Below are 18,327 nucleotides of genomic sequence, written 5' to 3'. Positions count from 1 at the left end.
ATCACTCAGCCGCCTGCGGATAACCGACGGTCGCCATCGGCTTGAACTCGTGTTTGTCCTTGCCGGAGACCCGTTCCGACCAGGGATCGACCTGCGCGAATTTCTGGGAGAACACGAAGCGTTCGTAATAGGCCTTGCGCTTGTCGTGATCCTCCATGATCTGCCGGCGGATCTCGTCGAGCCCGATGCGCTTCGCCCACTTGTAGATGCGCTCCAGATAGCGGCCCTGCTCGCGATACATCTGGGTAAGCGCGACGATATGCTCGAGCGCCTCATCCTCGGTCCTAACCAGTCCGAGCACTTCCGTTCCCTTGATGTCGAGGCCGGCGGCGCCGGCGAAGTGGATCTCGAAACCGGAATCGACGCAGATGATGCCGATGTCCTTGCAGGTCGCCTCGGCGCAGTTTCTGGGACAGCCGGAAACGGCCATCTTCAGCTTGGCCGGCGTCCAGGACCCCCACATGAATTTCTCGATGCGGATGCCCAGTCCGGTCGAATCCTGAGTGCCGAAGCGGCACCAATCGGAGCCGACGCAGGTCTTCACGGTGCGAAGCCCTTTGGCATAAGCCTGGCCGGAGACAAAACCGGCCTTGCCGAGATCGGCCCAGACAGCGGGAAGGTCTTCCTTCTCGACGCCGAGCAGGTCGATGCGCTGGCCGCCGGTCACCTTCACCATCGGAATGGCGAACTTGTCGACCACATCGGCGATCGCACGCAATTCCTGCGAATTGGTGACACCACCCCACATGCGCGGCACGACGGAATAGGTGCCGTCCTTCTGGATGTTGGCGTGGACGCGTTCGTTGATGAAGCGCGACTGGTAGTCGTCGGCATATTCGTCCGGCCAGTCGCAGACGAGGTAGTAGTTGAGTGCCGGGCGGCACTTGGCGCAGCCGCAGGAGGTCTTCCATTCCAGTTCCTGCATGACGGCCGGAATGGTCTTCAACTTCTTTGCCTTGATGAGCCGGCGCACATCGTCATGGCCAAGCTCGGTGCAGGGACACATCGGCTGCACGGCTGCGGGATTGTATTTGTCGCCGAGGGTGAGCGCCATGAGCTGTTCGACGAGACCGGTGCACGAGCCGCAGGAGGCCGACGCCTTGGTGTGGGCGCGCACGTCGTCCAGCGAGGTCAGGCCCTTGGCAGTGATCGTCGCAGTGATCTTACCCTTGCAGACGCCGTTGCAGCCGCAGATTTCCGCATCATCCGGCAAGGCTGCAACGGCCGCCATAGGGTCCAGCGGGGATCCCCCCTGATAGGCCTGGCCGAAGATCAGCGTGTCGCGCATCTCGGAGATGTCGGTTGCCTTCTTCTTCAGATCGTTGAACCAGGCGCCGTCGGATGTCTCGCCATAGAGAACGGTACCGATAATGCGGTTGTTCTTGATAACAAGGCGCTTGTAGATGCCGGCGGTCGCATCGCGAAGCACGATCTCCTGCCGGTCGTCACCATCGGCGAAGTCGCCAAGCGAATAAAGGTCGATGCCCGTTACCTTGAGCTTTGTCGGTGTGTCCTGATGGACGAAGCTGGCCGTCGTCTCACCCGCAAGATGAGCCGCTGCGACGCGGGCCATTTCATAGAGCGGCGCGACGAGGCCATAGACCTGGCCTCCGACCTCAGCGCATTCGCCAAGCGCCAGGATATCTCCATCCGAGGTTCCCATGCCGGCATCGACGACGATGCCGCGGTTGACGGCAAGGCCGGCTTCCTTGGCGAGCGTCACATTCGGGCGGATGCCCACGGCCATGACGACGAGAGTTGCCGGGATGACACGACCGTCATCCAGCTCGACCCCTTCGACCTTGCCGTTGCCGATGATCTGTTTGGTGTTGGCCTTGCAGAGGACCTTGATGCCGCGCTCCTCGACGGCCTTCTGCAGCAGATAGCCGGCGGCGGGGTCGAGCTGGCGTTCCATCAACGTCGGCATGACATGCAATACGGTCACATCCATGCCGCGCTGGGCAAGGCCGGCCGCGGCTTCGAGCCCCAGCAAGCCGCCGCCGATGACGATTGCCTTCTCGCGCGACTGGGCGGCGAGCAGCATGGCGTTGACGTCATCGAGGTCGCGATAAGTGATGACGCCAGGCAGGTCCTTGCCCGGCACCGGGATGATGAACGGTACAGAACCGGTGGCGATCACCAGCTTGTCGTAGCTTTCGGTAACGCCGTGATCAGACGTTACGGTCTTCTTTTCACGGTCGATCGCGACGATCTTGTGACCCTTGTAGAGGGTGATGCCATGATCGATGTACCAGCCGTCGCCATGAATAACGATCTGCTCATAGGTCTTTTCGCCGGAAAGGACCGGTGAGAGCATGATGCGGTCGTAGTTGACGCGCGGTTCGGCGTTGAAGATCGTGACCTCAAAGCGACCGGGCGCCTGTTCGAAGAGGTGCTCCAGCATGCGCCCCGGGGCCATGCCATTGCCGATGATGACGAGTTTTTCGGTCATGCGCTCATTTCTCCATCAGATTCCTGCTGATGCAGTCTGGGGGGATGGGCTCTGCTTGATCTGCAGAGCCCATAAGGTGGCGTTATTCAGCGGCAACGAGGGCCGGGGTCTTTGCCATCGACGCCCGCTTTGCAGCCGTGCGGGAATGCGTCGCATACAGAGAGAGGCCTACAAACGCGAGGCCGCCGACCAGGTTGCCGACCACGGTGGGGATCTCGTTCCAGATGAAGTAATCCATGATCGAGAACTTGCCGCCGAGCATCAGACCCGAGGGGAAGAGGAACATGTTCACGATGGAGTGCTCGAAGCCCATGTAGAAGAACAGCATGATCGGCATCCACATTCCGATCACCTTGCCGGATACCGAGGTAGACATCATGGCGGCCACGACGCCGGTGGAGACCATCCAGTTGCACAGGACGCCGCGAATGAAGAGCGTCAGCATGCCGCCGGCGCCGTGGGCCGCGTAGCCCACCGTCCGGCCTTCGCCGATATGGCCGATCGCCTGACCGACCGCATTCGGTTCGGTGGTGAAGCCGAAGGTAAAGACGATGGCCATCATCACCGCCACCGTCAACGCGCCGGCGAAATTGCCGATGAAGACGAGGCTCCAGTTGCGCAAGACGCCGCCGGGGGTGACCCCGGGGCGCTTGTCTATGAGCGCGAGCGGCGCAAGTGTGAAGACGCCCGTCAGAAGGTCGAATCCCATCAGATAGAGCAAACAGAAGCCAACCGGGAATAGGATGGCGCCGGCGAGCGGCTGTCCGGTCTGGACATTGATGGTGACCGCGAACGCGGCGGCCAATGCCAGGATCGCCCCTGCCATATAGGCGCGGATGAGCGTGTCCCGGGTGGACATGAAGATCTTGGATTCGCCGGCATCAATCATTTTGGTGACGAAATCGGCGGGCGTGACGTAGGCCATTTCAATTCCCCTTCTTGTTTTGGACGTGGCCGATGACCAGAAACTCAGCACAAAAAAACGCCGCTCGGAGTTTGCGTCCACGGGAAGGGAGGTGTCCCGGACAGCAAAACCTTGCGACGTCGATGTCTGTGTAAACGCTTATGGCGCGCTCATCCGCGCCGATCGCCATTGACCGGTGCAAAAACTATGATGCAAACCGCGTGCCAATTTTGGTGTTTTCAGTAAATAACTGAAAAAATGGAATTTTATCCTGTTGGATGTCTCGCTTAAATTATCGGCGGGTAGATTCGGTGCAATATTTTTGTGCGATTGCTGAAATGAGAGCATCAGGTATGTGCAGATGCCAATCCCTGTTAGATTTCATGGCTGTCGAAATGGCTTGCAAGAGCACTGCGGACGGCAAATTTTTCGACATAGGCTGGTATGTTCGAGGGGTCGAAAACGTGCCCGTCCATGAAGCGGTCGTCCTCTCGGTCGCCTTCGAGGCCGATATCGGAATCGTCCGAGCCGATGCCTAGAGCTTTCCGATAGAGATCAGGGCGATAGGCGCCTTTAGCCGCATTCAGGCCTGCCTCGCTGAAGGTAGTCTGGCCCCAGCGGATCATCTGGCTGTAAATCCACAGCGCATGGTTCGGCCGCGGATAGTTCGCGAAATCGCGATGGAAAGTGAAATAGTCGGCGATGACCCGGCGGTTGCCTTTGGCGTCGAGACTGAATTCGCCGGCAAGCACATGGCGGATGATATCGACGGGAGCCGCGATGAAGCGCGGATCGGTCAGCGCCTCGGCCAAAGCGTCATGGTTTTCGGTGTCGTCGCACCATCGCGCCGCGGCGTCCAGCGCGACAATGAGCCGTGAGACGGTCTCCGGATGACTTTCGGCCCATTCCGGCCGCATACCGATGACCTTTTCCGGAGCGGAGGGCCAGATGTCTTGTTTGGCGGCGACGATGCGGCCGACGCCCCGCCCGGAGGCCACCATGTTCCACGGCGCGCCGACACAGAAGCCGTCGATGGCACCGGCGGCCAGTGCGTCGGAAGTCAGCGGCGGCGGTACCACGATGAGCTTCACGTCGCGGTCGGGATCGATGCCGCCGGCGGCGAGCCAATAGCGGAACTCGTAGTTGTGGGAGGAGAAGGGATAGGTCATGCCGAGCGTTAGCAGCGGTTCGCCGCGCTCCTTTATGACCTGCAGCACCTTTGCGAGCGCCTGGGCGTTTTCCAGCGCGCTCGCCGTCTCCGAAATCCCTCCGACTTCGCACATCCGCTCGAACAGCCGGATCGACAGCGTAATGGCATTACCGCCGCGGCCGAGGGAAAGCGGTGCAATGGTGGGGGAGGGGTTGGAGCCGAGACCAAGCATGGAGGCAACCGGCATGGGCGACAGCATATGGGCGATATCGAACTGCCTGAAGGCGAGGCGGTCCCGCACGTTGGCCCAGGAGACGTCCTTCACCAGATCGAGCGTCAATCCCTCCTTTTTGGCAAAACCGAATTCGGCTGCCGCGATCAGCACGGAGGCATCGACCAACGGAATGAAACCGGCGCGCAGCACTTTTGGACCTTCGCCATTGGAACGAGAGGGTGCGGCAAGATTGCTTCCGGATTGGCTGATCTTCGTCATCATATTCACTCCGGCAGTCTCCCGGATACTTTCCTACTCGAAACCATCACATCAATAGCCCGGCCGCAGTCACCACGCTTTGGGCGATCTCCGACATTTTCTTCTTCTCGTTCATGGCTGTCTGGCGCAGCAGCGCGAAGGCATCCTCCTCCGACAAGCCTCGCATCTTCATGAGAATCCCCTTGGCACGCTCGATGACCTTGCGCTCTTCCAGTGCCGATTTGGCATCCGCAAGTTCGCGCTGCAGGCGGCTGAAGGCGTTGAAGCGGCTGACCGCCATGTCGAGGATCGGCTTGACGCGCTCCTTCTTCAAACCATCGACCACATAAGCCGAGACGCCAGCCTCGACGGCGGCTTCGATCGAGGCCGTGTCTGAGCGGTCGACAAACATGGCGATCGGCCGGCTCACCGTGCGGGTGAGTTGGAACAGATGTTCCATCATGTCGCGGTTCGGGTTCTCAATGTCGATGACGATGACGTCCGGTCTCAGCGTTTCGATGATCCGGGCAACGCCGTTCACTTCATGGATGACCGTGACATTGCCATGCCCAGCCTCCCGCAGCCCTTCCTCGATGATGGAAGCGCGGATGGCATTTTCGTCGATAACCAGAATGGTGAGATCGGGCGCTGACATTCCCATAGTGTTGCCGCAGCGCAGCAATCTTGGCAAGCCCACGATCACATTTGCGGATTTGTTCCATCTCCGGCCGGACGGAAAGAACCGGTTAACCTTTATTTTTTACTCCATGGAAGCATGTGCCACTCTCGTATTTCGTCCGGTTCTCATGCAATTTTCTCGTCATAATTTCCCTCAGAGTTCCGACCAGGCCAGCGCTGAAGACGATGCAGTCGACGGAGCGCGGCAGAACATCCGCCAGCAAAGTCTGGCGGAATTCAACCAGCCCGTCGTGGAGCAGGCGCCCTGGCAGGCGGCTTTCCGTCTGGCGCCGAACGTGCGCTTCACGCGGACGCCGGAAAAGGTTCCGAATCGCAAGTCGGAGCCGTTCGAGCCGGCCAAGGTGCTGACGGACGAAGAACAGGCCGAGGATTTTGAGGCCTTCCCGTCCGAGATCTTTGAAACGGCGGCGAATGATGCGGATGCCGCGCAGGAGATACCAGAGCCGATCGAACAGATTGCCGGCCTGCAACGGCTTGCGACGACGATGCGGCAGAACGCGGCGGAAATGTCAAAAACTGCCGTAATGCCAGAGAATTTTATTGAGGTTGCCATGCCGGAACCCGTTCAGGAAATGCCGGTAGCCACTTCGGCCCGGCGCGACATTGCGATCTCCGACTATGCTTTCTGGGATGCCATGCCCTTTGAGCTTGAGGGACCAACCATAGCCGAGCCGGCAATTGCGCCAGCCGAGCCGGGCGTGTCCCGTATCGTTCCGGAGCTGACCGGCTCGGTCGCGGCGCTTTATCGCGAAGTACCGCGGAAGACAGCAATCAGGACGGTGATGGTTGTGCCTTCCCCGAGACCGGAACAGGTCAAGACGCCTGAGCCGGCGGTGCCTGGACAGCCGGTTACTCAAGTTGCTCAACAGGTCCTCAAGTCGGAAGCCCCGGTTGTGGCGGAGCCTCCGCGCCCCGTTCCTGTGGCAGTCTCCGGACCGGCGCCGCATCCGGAAAAGGCGCGTCCGCAGACGGTCCGTCCGGCGGTGGCGGAATACGAATTCCCGCCGATCTCGCTTCTGCAGGAACCGCGGGGCGAGCGCGGCCAGGCGATGCAGCCCGACGCCCTGCAACAGAGCGCCGGTTTGCTCGAAAGCATTCTCGAAGACTTCGGCGTCCGCGGAGAGATCATTGACGTGCGGCCGGGTCCAGTCGTCACGCTCTACGAATTCGAACCGGCACCCGGCGTCAAATCTTCCCGTGTCATCGGCCTTTCGGACGATATCGCCCGGTCGATGTCGGCCCTGTCCGCCCGCGTTGCCGTCGTGCCGGGTCGTAACGTCATCGGCATAGAACTGCCGAACGCAACGCGCGAGACGGTCTATTTTCGCGAACTGATCGAATGTGAGGACTATTGGGAGACAAAGCACCGGTTGGCGCTCTGCCTCGGCAAGACGATCGGTGGCGAGCCGGTGATTGCAGAACTCGCGAAGATGCCGCACCTGCTCGTCGCCGGCACGACCGGTTCGGGCAAGTCGGTTGCCATCAACACCATGATCCTGTCGCTTCTTTACCGGCTGCGTCCGGAGGAATGCCGGCTGATCATGATCGACCCGAAGATGCTGGAACTCTCGGTCTATGACGGCATTCCGCATCTCCTGACGCCTGTCGTGACCGACCCCAAAAAGGCCGTGCTGGCGTTGAAATGGGCGGTGCGCGAGATGGAAGATCGCTATCGCAAGATGTCGCGCCTCGGGGTTCGCAATATCGACGGCTACAACCAGCGTGCCGCAAGCGCCCGCGAAAAGGGTGAGGTCATCTCCGTCAACGTTCAGTCGGGCTTTGATCGCACGACGGGCGAACTCCTCTACGAGGAACAGGAGATGGACCTTTCGCCGATGCCTTATATCGTCGTCATCGTCGACGAGATGGCCGACCTGATGATGGTCGCCGGCAAGGATATCGAAGGCGCGATCCAGCGGCTGGCGCAAATGGCACGTGCCGCCGGCATCCATCTCATCATGGCAACCCAGCGTCCCTCCGTCGACGTCATCACGGGCACGATCAAGGCGAATTTCCCAACCCGTATTTCCTTCCAGGTTACTTCGAAGATCGACAGCCGCACGATCCTCGGGGAGCAGGGGGCTGAACATCTGCTCGGCCAGGGCGACATGCTGCATATGGCGGGCGGCGGGCGGATTTCCCGTGTCCACGGCCCGTTCGTCTCCGACGCAGAAGTGGAATCGGTCGTCCGTCACCTCAAGACACAGGGGCGGCCGGATTATCTCGGCACGGTCACGGAGGACGAAGAGGAGGCCGAGGAAGAGGACGTTTCGCAGGAAGCCGTCTTCGACAAGAGCGCCATGGGCGGTGATGACACCGACGAACTTTACGACAAGGCCGTCAAGGTGGTCATGAAGGATCGGAAGTGCTCGACCTCCTATATCCAGCGGCGCTTGTCGATCGGTTACAATCGTGCCGCGTCGCTGGTGGAACGCATGGAGAAGGAGGGTCTGGTCGGTCCAGCCAATCACGTCGGCAAGCGCGAGATCATCACGGGCGGACGACCGAGTGCGGCGGTGCAGGACGGTTTTGAGGAGTGAGGCGAGGCCCCCTCACCAACAAAATCTATGACTTAGCTTTGCTAAGATCATGATTTTGTAACCTCTCCCACAAGGGGAGAGGTAGACTCAACGCCTGCGGATATAATCGCTGAGCCGCTCGGCGGCGTCCCCGATCTGCAGCGGATCGCGCAGATAGCAGGCGCGCATGAAGGCTGCACCGCCCGGACCGAAGGCGGTGCCCGGCGCCATGCCGACGCCTGTCTTGTCGACGATCCTGAACGCTTCCTCACGGCTGTCGGTGACGCCGTCTATCTTCAGGAAGGCATAGAGGGCACCGTCGGGCTTGCGCGTTTCCACGCGGTTGGTGGCGATCAGCGCATCGCAGAGAATGTCGCGCGATTTTCGCGCTCGCTCGATATTCGAACGGATGAAATCGTCGCCCTCTTCAAGGGCGGCGATTGCGCCTTTCTGCATGAATTGCGCAACACCCGAGGTCGAATACTGGATGAGGTTGGTCAGCGTCTGGCCGATCTCGGCAGGCGCCACCATCCAGCCGACGCGCCATCCGGTCATGCACCAGTTCTTGGAGAAGGAATTGGCGAAGATGATCCGGTCTTCCGGCTCCATTACGTCAATGAAGGACGGCGCGCGGGTGCCCCCGAAATAATAGAGGCCGTAAATCTCGTCGGCAATGATCCAAAGGCCGTGCTCGCGGGCAAGTTCGAGGATCGCCTTCAGGTCTTCATGCGTAGCCGTCCAACCGGTTGGATTGGATGGCGAATTGATGAACAGCGCGCTGGTTTTCGGCGTGATCGCCGCCTTCAGGCGTTCTATGTCGAGCACCCAGCGGCCGTCGGCAAAACCCAGCTGGACGGGCACGGCCCGGGCTTCCGCGACACCGATCGAGTTCACCACATTCGGCCAGGCGGGAGAAAGATAGACGATCTCGTTACCGGCGGAGGCGACCGTCTGGATGGCGAGAACGATCGACTGCATACCTGAGCCGGTGACGTAGATATTGTCGGTCGACAGGCTGGTGCCGTAGTGCCGCCGGTAATAGCGGACGATCGCTTCACGAAGCGGTGGAATGCCTTGTGTCCAGGTGTAGAAGGTCTCGCCGGCGAGCAGGGCCTCGCTGGCCGCGCGGGTGATGAAATCCGGCGTCGGCAGGTCGCCTTCGCCGATCCAGAGCGGCATCAGGTTCTCCCGGCCGCGGGCGTGAGTGACGATCTCTCCGATGCCGCTGCGCGGCGCTGCCGCGGCGCGGGCGCTGATATCCGGTCTGATAATGGTCATGGAGGGCCTGTCGATGCTGGAAGGGTGTTTTCCTGCGTAGGCCTGGCCCATGCGCCGGTCAATGTTTTTCCGACTTCAGTGGCCTTGAAAACGGCCGAATGTGCCGCGGGAGAAACACAAGGGATCGCCCTCGCGATGGGCGGCGCGAAGCACGCGACCCAGGATCAACGTATGGTCGCCTGCATCGTGCATGGAGGAGAGTTTGCACTCAAAGCGGGCCAGCGTGCCGGGGATGACCGGCACGCCTTCGAGGTTTTCCAGCCAATGCAGATCGTCGAAGCCCAAACCGCAGCGGGTGAAGCGGGCGCTCAAGCGGTCTTGCTCGACGCTCAGCACGTGGATGGCGAAATGGTCGGCTGCCGTGAAGGCTCCGTGGCGGGACGAGCTTTTTGCGGGAGACCAAAGGACGAGCGGCGGGTCGAGCGACACGGAGGTGAAACTGTTCACCGTCATGCCGATCGGCCCGTCAGGTGTTCTTACCGTCACCACCGTCACCCCTGTCGTGAACGCGCCGAGCGCATTGCGGTAATGCTTGACGGTTGATGCGTCCGGAACGAAGACCTGTTCGTTGGGTCCATGGGTGGCGTTGGCGGATAACGTCATGGCACAGGCTTTCCGATAGCTGCGGTGTAGAGTTCGAACCAGGTCTGGCGGTCGATCGCCACTTTCGTAGCATCGCCGATCTTCTTGATGCGGTCGGGATTGTTGGTGCCGAGCACCGGCAGGATATTGGCCGGATGGGCAAGCAGCCAGGCGACTGCGACGGCGGTCGCGTCGACCCCCTGTTCGACCGCGATGCGTTCCAGCACCGCGATCAATGCCGCATTTTCCGGCTTGAAGAGTGAACCACCACCGAGCGGCGACCAGGCCATCGGCGCAATGGCACGTTCCTGCAGATAGGCGAGATCGCCATTCGTGAAGACGTCTGTTGCCAGCAGGCTGATCTCGATCTGGTTGGTAAGGAGCTGGGATTCCATCGAGGACTGTAGCAACGAGAAATCGTAAGGCCGGAAATTGGAGACGCCGACGGCGCGCACCTTTCCGGATGCGACAAGGGCATCAAGCGCCGGTCCTGTTTCATCGGGATCCATGAACGGATCGGGACGATGGATCAGCAGGAGGTCGACGTAGTCGGTCGCCATATCCCGCAGCGAGGCTTCGACCGACGCGTTGATATGCTCGGCGCTGGTATCATAGTGCTTGCCGCGAACCGCGGAATGCCGGCCGGCCGGCGCAACGATGCCGCATTTCGTGACGATCTCGATCTTGCCGCGCAGCGAAGGTGAAGCCTTCAGCGCTGCGCCGAAGGTAACCTCGGCCGTGTAGCCGCCATAGATATCGGCATTGTCCATGGTGGTGATGCCCTGCGCCAGGCAGGTTTCGATCTTGGCCTGGACATGTTTCGAAGAGGTGTTGCTGTCGTCTCCGATGCGCCACAGGCCGTAGACGAGACGGCTCAGTTCGAGTTCTGGCGAAAGTTGGATGCGGTCCATCAGTGGTGTTTTCCCATTAGTATCGTATCCCTGCGCACAGCGGCGTTGCGGGTGTTTCGGCCGGGACCCGGCCATAGACATGCGGCAGCGAGCAGGTTTTCAGCTGCGGCAGCACTTTCTGACCGAAATGTTCCGCCTCGTCGAGATGCGGATAGCCGGAAAAGATGAAGGCCCGGATACCCATCTTTCTGTATTCCTCGATCTCGGAAAGAACCTGGTCGGCCGAGCCGACGAGCGCCGCGCCGCAACCCGAACGCGCCCGGCCGATGCCGGTCCAGAGATGCGGCTCGGCATAGCCGAACTTGTCGGCGAGTTCGCGGGTTCGAGCCTGATGCGATACGCCAAGCGAGGTGCTGTCATGGGCGCGGTTGCGGATCAGCCGGCCGTATTCGTCATCAAGTTTCGAGACAAGGTGTTCGGCATATTCGCGGGCTTCCTGCTCGGTATCACGGACGATCATATGGATGCGCAGGCCATAGTCGAGAGTGCGGCCATGCGCCTCGGCACGGGCATGAACCGCCTTCATACGCTCGGCTATCTGTTCCTTCGGTTCCGGCCACATAAGATAAACGTCGCATTGGGCGCCGCAGAGCTCCAGCGCGTCTGGAGAGTAGCCGCCGAAATAGAGAAGCGGCCCACCGTTCTGCTGGTAAGGTCTCGCCGGGTCAGTGGTGAGGCCCTTGAAGTTGTAGACCTCGCCCTCATGATCGATCGTGTCGCGCGTCCATGCCTGGCGCAGGATCTGCACGACCTCATGGCTGCGGCGGTAACGGAAGGCACTGTCGGCAACCTCGCCCGGGAAATCCGAGCTGATGATGTTGAGCGTCAACCGGCCCTTCAGCATGTGATCTAGCGTTGCGACTGTGCGGGCGAGCATGATCGGCTGCATCTCGCCGCAGCGGATGGCCGCGAGAAAATTGATCCTGTCGGTGATCTGCGAACAGGCTGCGACGAAGCTCAATGTGTCTTGACCCACCTGATAGGAGGAGGGGCAGAGGATGTTGCGAAAACCCAGAGTTTCGGCGCGCTTCACGATGTCGGAGCAGTGTTCGAAGCTCGATTTGAGCGCATCGTCCGGCACCCCGAGATAGGCATAGTCATCGGAGCAGAGAGCCGCGAACCAGGAAACCTCGGCCGCATCGAGATCCGGCGATGTGATGGGTACGACGGTCATCAGTTCCTCCTCCGCGTTTGACGATTGTCACTTGCATAACATCCGTTTTGATGTAGATCAATGATGTATCAATTTTTCCCGGGAGAGGAGCGGGAGTTCATGGAAAGCCATCCGGGCAGCCTGCCGATCTATCTGCAGATCACCGAATTGTTCGTGCGCGACATCGCGGCAGGCCGGCTGGTCGATGGCGAGAAGCTTGCGCCGGAACGCCATCTTGCGGCTGAGCTCGGGATCGCGGTCGGCACGCTGCGCAAGGCGCTGGCGGAACTGCAGAGCCGTGGGCTTCTGGACCGGGTGCAGGGGTCGGGCAACTACATCCGGGCGATCAGCGACCCGCAGAGCGTCTATGCCATGTTCCGGCTAGAGCTCATCCAAGGTGGGGGGCTGCCTACGGCCGAAGTTCTGGATATTGTTCGGCTTGACAAGCCGAAGGACCTGCCGGGGTTCGGCTTTTCCCCGGAGGGACACAGGATTCGGCGGGTCCGAAAACTGTCGGGGAAGGTGGTGGCGCTGGAGGAGATCTGGCTCGACGGCTCCTATGTATCGGCGATCACGCCAGAAGACCTTTCGGAATCCCTCTATCTCTACTATCGCACCCGGCTTGGCCTCTGGATCGGTCGGGCGGAAGACAGGATCTGCCTCGATAGTGTGCCCGAGTGGGCGCCGCCGGTTTTCGGACCGAAACCGGGTTCGCCGATCCCTTATGTGCTGCGCATGAGCCAGGCGCAGGATGGCGTGGTGGCCGAGGTTTCCCATACATGGTTCGACCATTCCGTGGCGCGTTATGTGTCGCGGCTCAGATAGGTCATCCGAATTGAGCAATACACATATGAAATTCGAAACGACGCCAGACGGCTTTTCCATCTCGCTGAACGGACGCCTGATCCTGTGTCATGGCGCCTCCTCGCCGTCCATTTTCATCGGTCATGGCCAGGAGCGGATGGAGATGTATCGCGGCAACTTCGAGGTTGAAGACTATATCGAAGAGCGCAGTCCGCTCAGGCATGTGGAGATCGAGGATAACAGGATCAGCTTGTCCGAGGTGAAGGGCCGCGCGCCGCGCCTGGAACTGACGGTCTCGGATTTTGCGATCCATTTCCGATCGCTGGACGACACCATCAACCGCCTCTGGATTCGCATCCATGCCGAGAGCGGCGAGCATGTCTGGGGCGGCGGCGAACAGATGTCCTATTTCGACATGCGCGGCCGCCGTTTCCCGCTCTGGACCTCCGAGCCGGGAGTCGGGCGCGACAAGACGAGCGAGATCACCTTCAAATCCAACATGAAGGACAAGGCCGGCGGCGATTTTTACAACACCAACTACCCGCAGCCGACTTATATCTCCTCGGCGCATTACGCGCTGCATGTGGAGACTTCCGCTTATTCCGTCTTCGATTTCCGGCGCAAGGCATTCCATGAGATCGAAATCTGGGCGGTTCCGGAACGGATCGAGTTCTATTGTGCACCGACCTTCATCGAACTGGTGGAAGCATTGTCGCGGCGTTTCGGGCGGCAGCCGGAACTGCCGGAGTGGGTTTACAACGGAGCGATCATCGGCCTCAAGGACGGCATCAACTCCTTCGCCCGGCTGGAAAGGATGCGGCAGGCCGGTGTGCAGGTCTCCGGCCTCTGGTGCGAGGATTGGGTCGGCATCCGCCAGACCTCGTTCGGCTCACGCCTCTTCTGGGACTGGCAGGCGAACGATGAGCGGTATCCCGGCCTGCGGGATCGCATCGCCGAGCTGAGCGACCAGGGCATTCGCTTCCTCGGCTATGTAAATCCCTATCTCTCCGTCGACGGGACATTGTTTCCGGAAGCTGAGGCGGGCGGCTATTTCGCCAAGGACCAGCTCGGCCATACAGCAATTGTCGATTTCGGCGAGTTCGATTGCGGCGTGGTCGACTTCACCAATCCGGAAGCCGCCGAATGGTTCGCCGAGGAGATCATCGGGCGGCGCATGCTCGATTTCGGGCTTTCCGGCTGGATGGCCGATTTCGGCGAATACCTGCCGATCGATGTCGAGCTTTCGAACGGCATCGACGCCAAACTGATGCACAATGCCTGGCCGGTGCTCTGGGCGGAGGTCAATGCCAGGGCGGTGGCGAGTCGCGGCAAGGCGGGCGAGGCACTGTTCTTCATGCGCGCCGGCTTTACCGGCGTGCAGAAACATTGCCCGCTGCTGTGGGGCGGCGATCAGTCGGTGGATTTTTCCCGTCACGACGGCCTCGTCACCGTCATATGCGCGGCGCTGTCATCAGGCCTGCTTGGCAACGCCTACCACCATTCCGATATCGGCGGTTACACGAGCTTGTTCGGCAATGTCCGAACTTCCGAACTTCTGATGCGCTGGGCGGAGATGGCCGCCTTCACGCCGGTCATGCGTACACATGAGGGAAACCGGCCGCGCGACAACATCCAGATCGACCAGGATCCGGAGGTGCTCGCGCATTTCGCACGGATGACGCGGATCTACGTGCATCTCGCGCCCTATCTGAAAACGCTGTCGAAGGAGGCGGCGGCCCGCGGCCTGCCGGTCCAGCGACCGCTCTTCCTGCACTACGAGTATGATCCAAGGACCTATACCATCCAGGATGCCTATCTTTACGGTCCTGAACTGCTGGTGGCGCCGGTCTGGCATGCGGCGCAGGAGGAGCGCGCCGTATATCTGCCGGAGGGTGCGAAGTGGGTGCATGTCTGGAGTGGCGAGGAGTTTTCGGGCGGGCAAGAAGTGACGGTCGCCTCGCCGATCGGTAGTCCGCCGGTGTTTTATCGCAAGGATGCAGCGTTTGCGGAGATTTTTGCGACGTTGACGGAGATGTGACGGGGCGGCATCGATATCTCAGCTTTAGCTAGGTGTGAGAAATCGCAAGTGAGAGGGGGAAGAGCGGTCAGGCAAAGCCTGAGCAATCGATCCAGTGAACCGATTGCAGCAATGAACGCATCGAGCCGCAGGCGCGGGGCCGGGTAAGCAAAAATCCCTCACCAACAAAATCTACGACTTAGCTTTGCTAAGATCGTGATTTGGTAACCTCTCCCGCAAGGGGAGAGGTAAACCCGTGGCAGCGCCGGGTGCTCCATTGCAGAAGAGATGGGGAACCACTCCTCGGCCCTATTTCACCGCGCCGCCCAATTCGCTCCACGTCTAAAGATCGTCTTCATCTGCGGCACGTCGAATTCCTTCGCCTGATGGCCGAGCGACGAGTAGAAGACGCGGCCCTTGCCGTATTTCCGCTTCCAGACCACCGGCATGACGACGCCGTCAATCCAGTATGCGTGATCCCCGGTGAAGGTGGTCGTGGCGAGGACCTCATTCGAGGGGTCGACATGCATATAATACTGCTCGGACGTGTAGGGGAAATCGCTGATCCCTTCCATCAAGGGATCGTCGGGCCGGGTGATGTTCACGGCGTAGTCGATGATGTTGCCGGGATGGGCCACCCACTGGCCGCCGATGATGAACTGGTAATCGACAGAATCGCGGAAAGCGTCGCCCGCGCCGCCATGGTAGCCGGCGATGCCGACGCCGTTCTGTACGGCCGCGGCGAGGTTCTTCACCTCTTCCTTCTCTATCTTCGACATGGTCATGATCGGCACGATCAGGCTGAGATCATGGATCGAGGGATCGGCGAAGGCTTCGGTCGAATGCTCCAGATAGACCTTGAAACCATCCTCTTCGAGCATGTCCTTGATAATGGCTGCGCATTCCTGCGGCTCGTGGCCACTCCAGCCGCCCCAGACGATCAGTGCTTCGCGCATTTTCTTCTCCTCCAAAATCATATGGCCAGCAGGCCGTCGATCAGCGACTCCGACAGGGGTGCCGGGCGTTCCGTTGCCGTAGTGATGTTGATCGTGCGACCTTCCGCGGCGGCCGTGTGGAAAGCTTCCATGACCTCCAGGACATGCAAGGCCAGATCGCCGTTAGCCCGATGCGGGCGATTGGAGCGGATCGCATAGGCCATGTCGGCGACGCCGATCGAACGGTAATTGCCGTCCGCATAGGGCATGGTGACCGGCTGGTCCTCGAACTGGCCGCCCTTCTTCAGATATTCGACCGGGCCGGCGAAACGGTTCGGATCCGGCACGATCAGCGTACCTTCGGTACCATAGACTTCGAGCGGCACATGCTTGTGGCCGGCGACGTCGAAACTCATGCCGATCTGCACGACCGCGCCGTTGGCGAAGCGCATCACGCCTGCCACATGGGTCGGCACATGCACGGGAATGCGTTCGCCGTTGCGGGGTTCGCTGGTGATGATGCGCTCCTTGCGCGGGGTGATCGCAAAACCCGCGACCTGCGCGACAGGGCCGAGGAGATTGACGAGATCGGTGATGTAGTACGGCCCCATGTCCAGCATCGGGCCGCCGCCGACCTCGTAATAGAAGGCGGGGTTCGGGTGCCAACGCTCATGGCCGGGGCACATGAAGGTGGCCGTGCCGCCGACGGGAATGCCGATGACGCCCTGGTCCATGAGCGCGCGGGCGGTCTGGTGGCCGCCGCCGAGGAATGTATCGGGCGCTGCGCCGATGCGCAGGCCTTTTGCCCTGGCGGTATCGGCCAGTTTTTTCCCTTCCGCGAAATTAATCCCCAGCGGCTTTTCCGAATAGGTGTGCTTGCCGGCTTCCAGGGCTTGCAGTCCAACCGCGACATGCGCTTTCGGGATGGTCAGGTTGACGATGATCTCGACTTTCGGATCAGCCAGCAGCTCAGCGACAGCCTTTGCCTGCAGATTGAATTCGGCAGCCTTGGCCTCGGCGAGATCGCGATTGAGGTCGGCCAGCCCGCGAATGTCGAGGATCGGAAAGGTGGAGGTCATCGCCTTCAGATAGGCGCCCGAAATATTGCCGCATCCGATGATGCCGATACCGACTTTGTCCATCATTTTCCTCCCGATGAATTCTGCCTGCTCGATGCGTCAGAGGGCCGGTCCCGTGGTGCTCCAAGGCGATTCGTAAAGCTCGTAAAGCGCAACGGCGGCAGCGCCCTGAGCCCAGAAATCGTCCGTAGAATCGTCGAATACGAGCTCGCTGACACCCTTAAGTGACGGTGGAATGGCAAGCGCATAGGCATCGCGTAAACTGTTGAGAAATGGCTCTCCGAGCGCCAGCGACGAGCCGACGAGGATAACCCGCGGCGGCGCGAACAGAGTGACGATATTAGCGATCGTCAGTCCGATTGCCTCGCCGGCACGTACCGCTGCGGTGATCAGTCGGTCGTCATCGGCCTGGATCAGCGCCTGGACATGGGTCATGCCGCGACCGAGCCGTATCGCTTCGGCGAAACGCCCATCAGTCTGCTGTTCGCCCAGAATGGCGCTCTCTCCCGCCTGACTTGAAAGGCGCATGACGCCTTGTGGGCCGATGCCGAGCACAAGGTCTCCGAGATTGTGGCTAAGGCCGCCGGCACCGCGAAAGAGCCTGTTACGATGCAATACGCCGAGCCCTAGCGTCTGCTCCAGCGAGACCAGAACCATATCTTCCAGTTCACGGGCCTTGCCGAACCAGTGGTGGCCAAGCGTGATGGCGTGCGCGTCGCTCTCGATAATCGTCGGCGTCGACAGGCGCGCCGACATTTCCGCAGCAAAATCAATATTGACTTCGCGGAAAATCGGGCTCGATCGGATATGGCCGGTGCGGTGTTCGATGACACCGGGAATGCCGAGGCAAACGCTATCAACATCCTCCAGCGAGAGGCCGGCATCTACAACGCAGCGACGCACGCCATCCTCGACAAGATCCGCGATCACCGCGATCGGCTGCCGGTCGATGCGGATCGGCAACGTCAGCGTCGAAAGCACGTCGCCGCGGAAATTGGCGACGACGAAGACCATGCGGCTTGCGGCGATCTTGGCGCCGACCACGCGGGCGGCATCCGGATTGACTTCCAGCATGACGCGGGGGCGACCACGCGCGGCCGCGTTGCGGATATCGCCTTCATGGCGGGTCAGGATCAGCCCGTCGTCGAGAAGGGATGCGGTGATTGCCGAAACGGTGGTGGTCGAGAGCTCCGTGCGTTCGCTGATCTCCACCCGGGAAATAGGTCCATGGCGCCGGATCGTATCCAGCACGCTCAAGCGGTTGATGGCGCGCATCAATTCGGGATCGGCAGTTTTCATTGCGCAGGCATCCAGAACCCAATCAGTGCCCGCGGATTTTTTACGCCAGGCAAATTAAATTCACTTTCTTCTA

Annotated in this window: 14 protein-coding genes; 3 read left to right on the top strand and 11 right to left on the bottom strand. The window is 60.6% G+C overall.

Going from position 1 to position 18,327, the window contains the following annotated elements:
• Nucleotide 1: 1 nt before the first annotated feature.
• From nirB to J2046_RS04830, 4 genes are all read right to left on the bottom strand, one after another.
• The gene (nirB, locus tag J2046_RS04845) at nucleotides 2–2,452 is read right to left on the bottom strand and encodes a nitrite reductase large subunit NirB (RefSeq protein ID WP_210049966.1); all 2,451 of its coding nucleotides are present in this window, start codon (nucleotides 2,450–2,452) and stop codon (nucleotides 2–4) included.
• 82 nt (nucleotides 2,453–2,534) lie between these two features.
• Nucleotides 2,535–3,377, bottom strand: coding sequence for a formate/nitrite transporter family protein (locus J2046_RS04840; RefSeq protein ID WP_210049965.1), 843 nt, complete (start codon nucleotides 3,375–3,377; stop codon nucleotides 2,535–2,537).
• A gap of 353 nt (nucleotides 3,378–3,730) precedes the next feature.
• On the bottom strand, nucleotides 3,731–5,008 hold the full coding sequence (locus tag J2046_RS04835; RefSeq protein ID WP_210049964.1) for a CmpA/NrtA family ABC transporter substrate-binding protein: 1,278 nt from the start codon (nucleotides 5,006–5,008) through the stop codon (nucleotides 3,731–3,733).
• 37 nt (nucleotides 5,009–5,045) lie between these two features.
• Nucleotides 5,046–5,633, bottom strand: coding sequence for an ANTAR domain-containing response regulator (locus J2046_RS04830; protein ID WP_210049963.1), 588 nt, complete (start codon nucleotides 5,631–5,633; stop codon nucleotides 5,046–5,048).
• A gap of 151 nt (nucleotides 5,634–5,784) precedes the next feature.
• Between J2046_RS04830 and J2046_RS04825 the strand changes: the two genes are divergently transcribed.
• A complete protein-coding gene (locus tag J2046_RS04825; protein ID WP_210049961.1) occupies nucleotides 5,785–8,217 on the top strand; it encodes a DNA translocase FtsK in 2,433 nt (810 codons plus the stop codon).
• Between the two features lie 87 nt (nucleotides 8,218–8,304).
• On the opposite strand, the gene J2046_RS04820 is transcribed toward J2046_RS04825, so the two are convergent.
• The 4 genes from J2046_RS04820 to J2046_RS04805 form a co-directional block, all read right to left on the bottom strand.
• Nucleotides 8,305–9,474, bottom strand: a complete 1,170-nt coding sequence (locus J2046_RS04820) for a pyridoxal phosphate-dependent aminotransferase (protein WP_210049959.1) — start codon at nucleotides 9,472–9,474, stop codon at nucleotides 8,305–8,307.
• 75 nt (nucleotides 9,475–9,549) lie between these two features.
• A complete protein-coding gene (gene smoA / locus J2046_RS04815) occupies nucleotides 9,550–10,077 on the bottom strand; it encodes an NADH-dependent FMN reductase SmoA (RefSeq protein WP_210049957.1) in 528 nt (175 codons plus the stop codon).
• Entirely contained in the window at nucleotides 10,074–10,967 is an 894-nt protein-coding gene (locus J2046_RS04810; RefSeq protein ID WP_210049955.1) for an aldo/keto reductase, read from the bottom strand. The genes smoA and J2046_RS04810 overlap by 4 nt, the downstream gene beginning before the upstream one ends.
• A 16-nt stretch (nucleotides 10,968–10,983) precedes the next feature.
• Nucleotides 10,984–12,141 carry an LLM class flavin-dependent oxidoreductase gene (locus J2046_RS04805; protein ID WP_210049954.1) on the bottom strand — a complete coding sequence of 386 codons (1,158 nt, stop codon included), beginning with the start codon at nucleotides 12,139–12,141 and terminating at the stop codon, nucleotides 10,984–10,986.
• A gap of 99 nt (nucleotides 12,142–12,240) precedes the next feature.
• Here J2046_RS04805 and J2046_RS04800 point away from each other — a divergent pair, with 99 nt between their 5' ends.
• Nucleotides 12,241–12,945: a GntR family transcriptional regulator gene (locus tag J2046_RS04800; RefSeq protein WP_210049952.1), complete on the top strand. Its 705-nt coding sequence runs from the start codon at nucleotides 12,241–12,243 to the stop codon at nucleotides 12,943–12,945.
• A 25-nt stretch (nucleotides 12,946–12,970) separates the two neighbouring features.
• Entirely contained in the window at nucleotides 12,971–14,962 is a 1,992-nt protein-coding gene (locus J2046_RS04795) for an alpha-glucosidase (RefSeq protein WP_210049951.1), read from the top strand.
• 293 nt (nucleotides 14,963–15,255) lie between these two features.
• Here the strand turns inward: J2046_RS04795 and J2046_RS04790 are convergent, their stop codons facing one another.
• The 3 genes from J2046_RS04790 to J2046_RS04780 are packed head-to-tail and all read right to left on the bottom strand — an operon-like array spanning nucleotide 15,256 to nucleotide 18,254.
• Entirely contained in the window at nucleotides 15,256–15,897 is a 642-nt protein-coding gene (locus J2046_RS04790; protein ID WP_210049950.1) for a ThuA domain-containing protein, read from the bottom strand.
• Nucleotides 15,898–15,914: 17 nt separating this feature from the next.
• Nucleotides 15,915–17,018 carry a Gfo/Idh/MocA family protein gene (locus J2046_RS04785; protein ID WP_210049949.1) on the bottom strand — a complete coding sequence of 368 codons (1,104 nt, stop codon included), beginning with the start codon at nucleotides 17,016–17,018 and terminating at the stop codon, nucleotides 15,915–15,917.
• 36 nt (nucleotides 17,019–17,054) lie between these two features.
• Complete coding sequence (locus J2046_RS04780; protein ID WP_210049948.1) at nucleotides 17,055–18,254, bottom strand: ROK family transcriptional regulator; 1,200 nt, start codon at nucleotides 18,252–18,254, stop codon at nucleotides 17,055–17,057.
• Between the last annotated feature and the right edge of the window lie 73 nt (nucleotides 18,255–18,327).

It is taken from the genome of Neorhizobium petrolearium (genome assembly GCF_017873175.1).
GTDB classification, from domain to species: domain Bacteria; phylum Pseudomonadota; class Alphaproteobacteria; order Rhizobiales; family Rhizobiaceae; genus Neorhizobium; species Neorhizobium petrolearium.
This window is presented reverse-complemented; position numbering and strand designations above follow the sequence as displayed.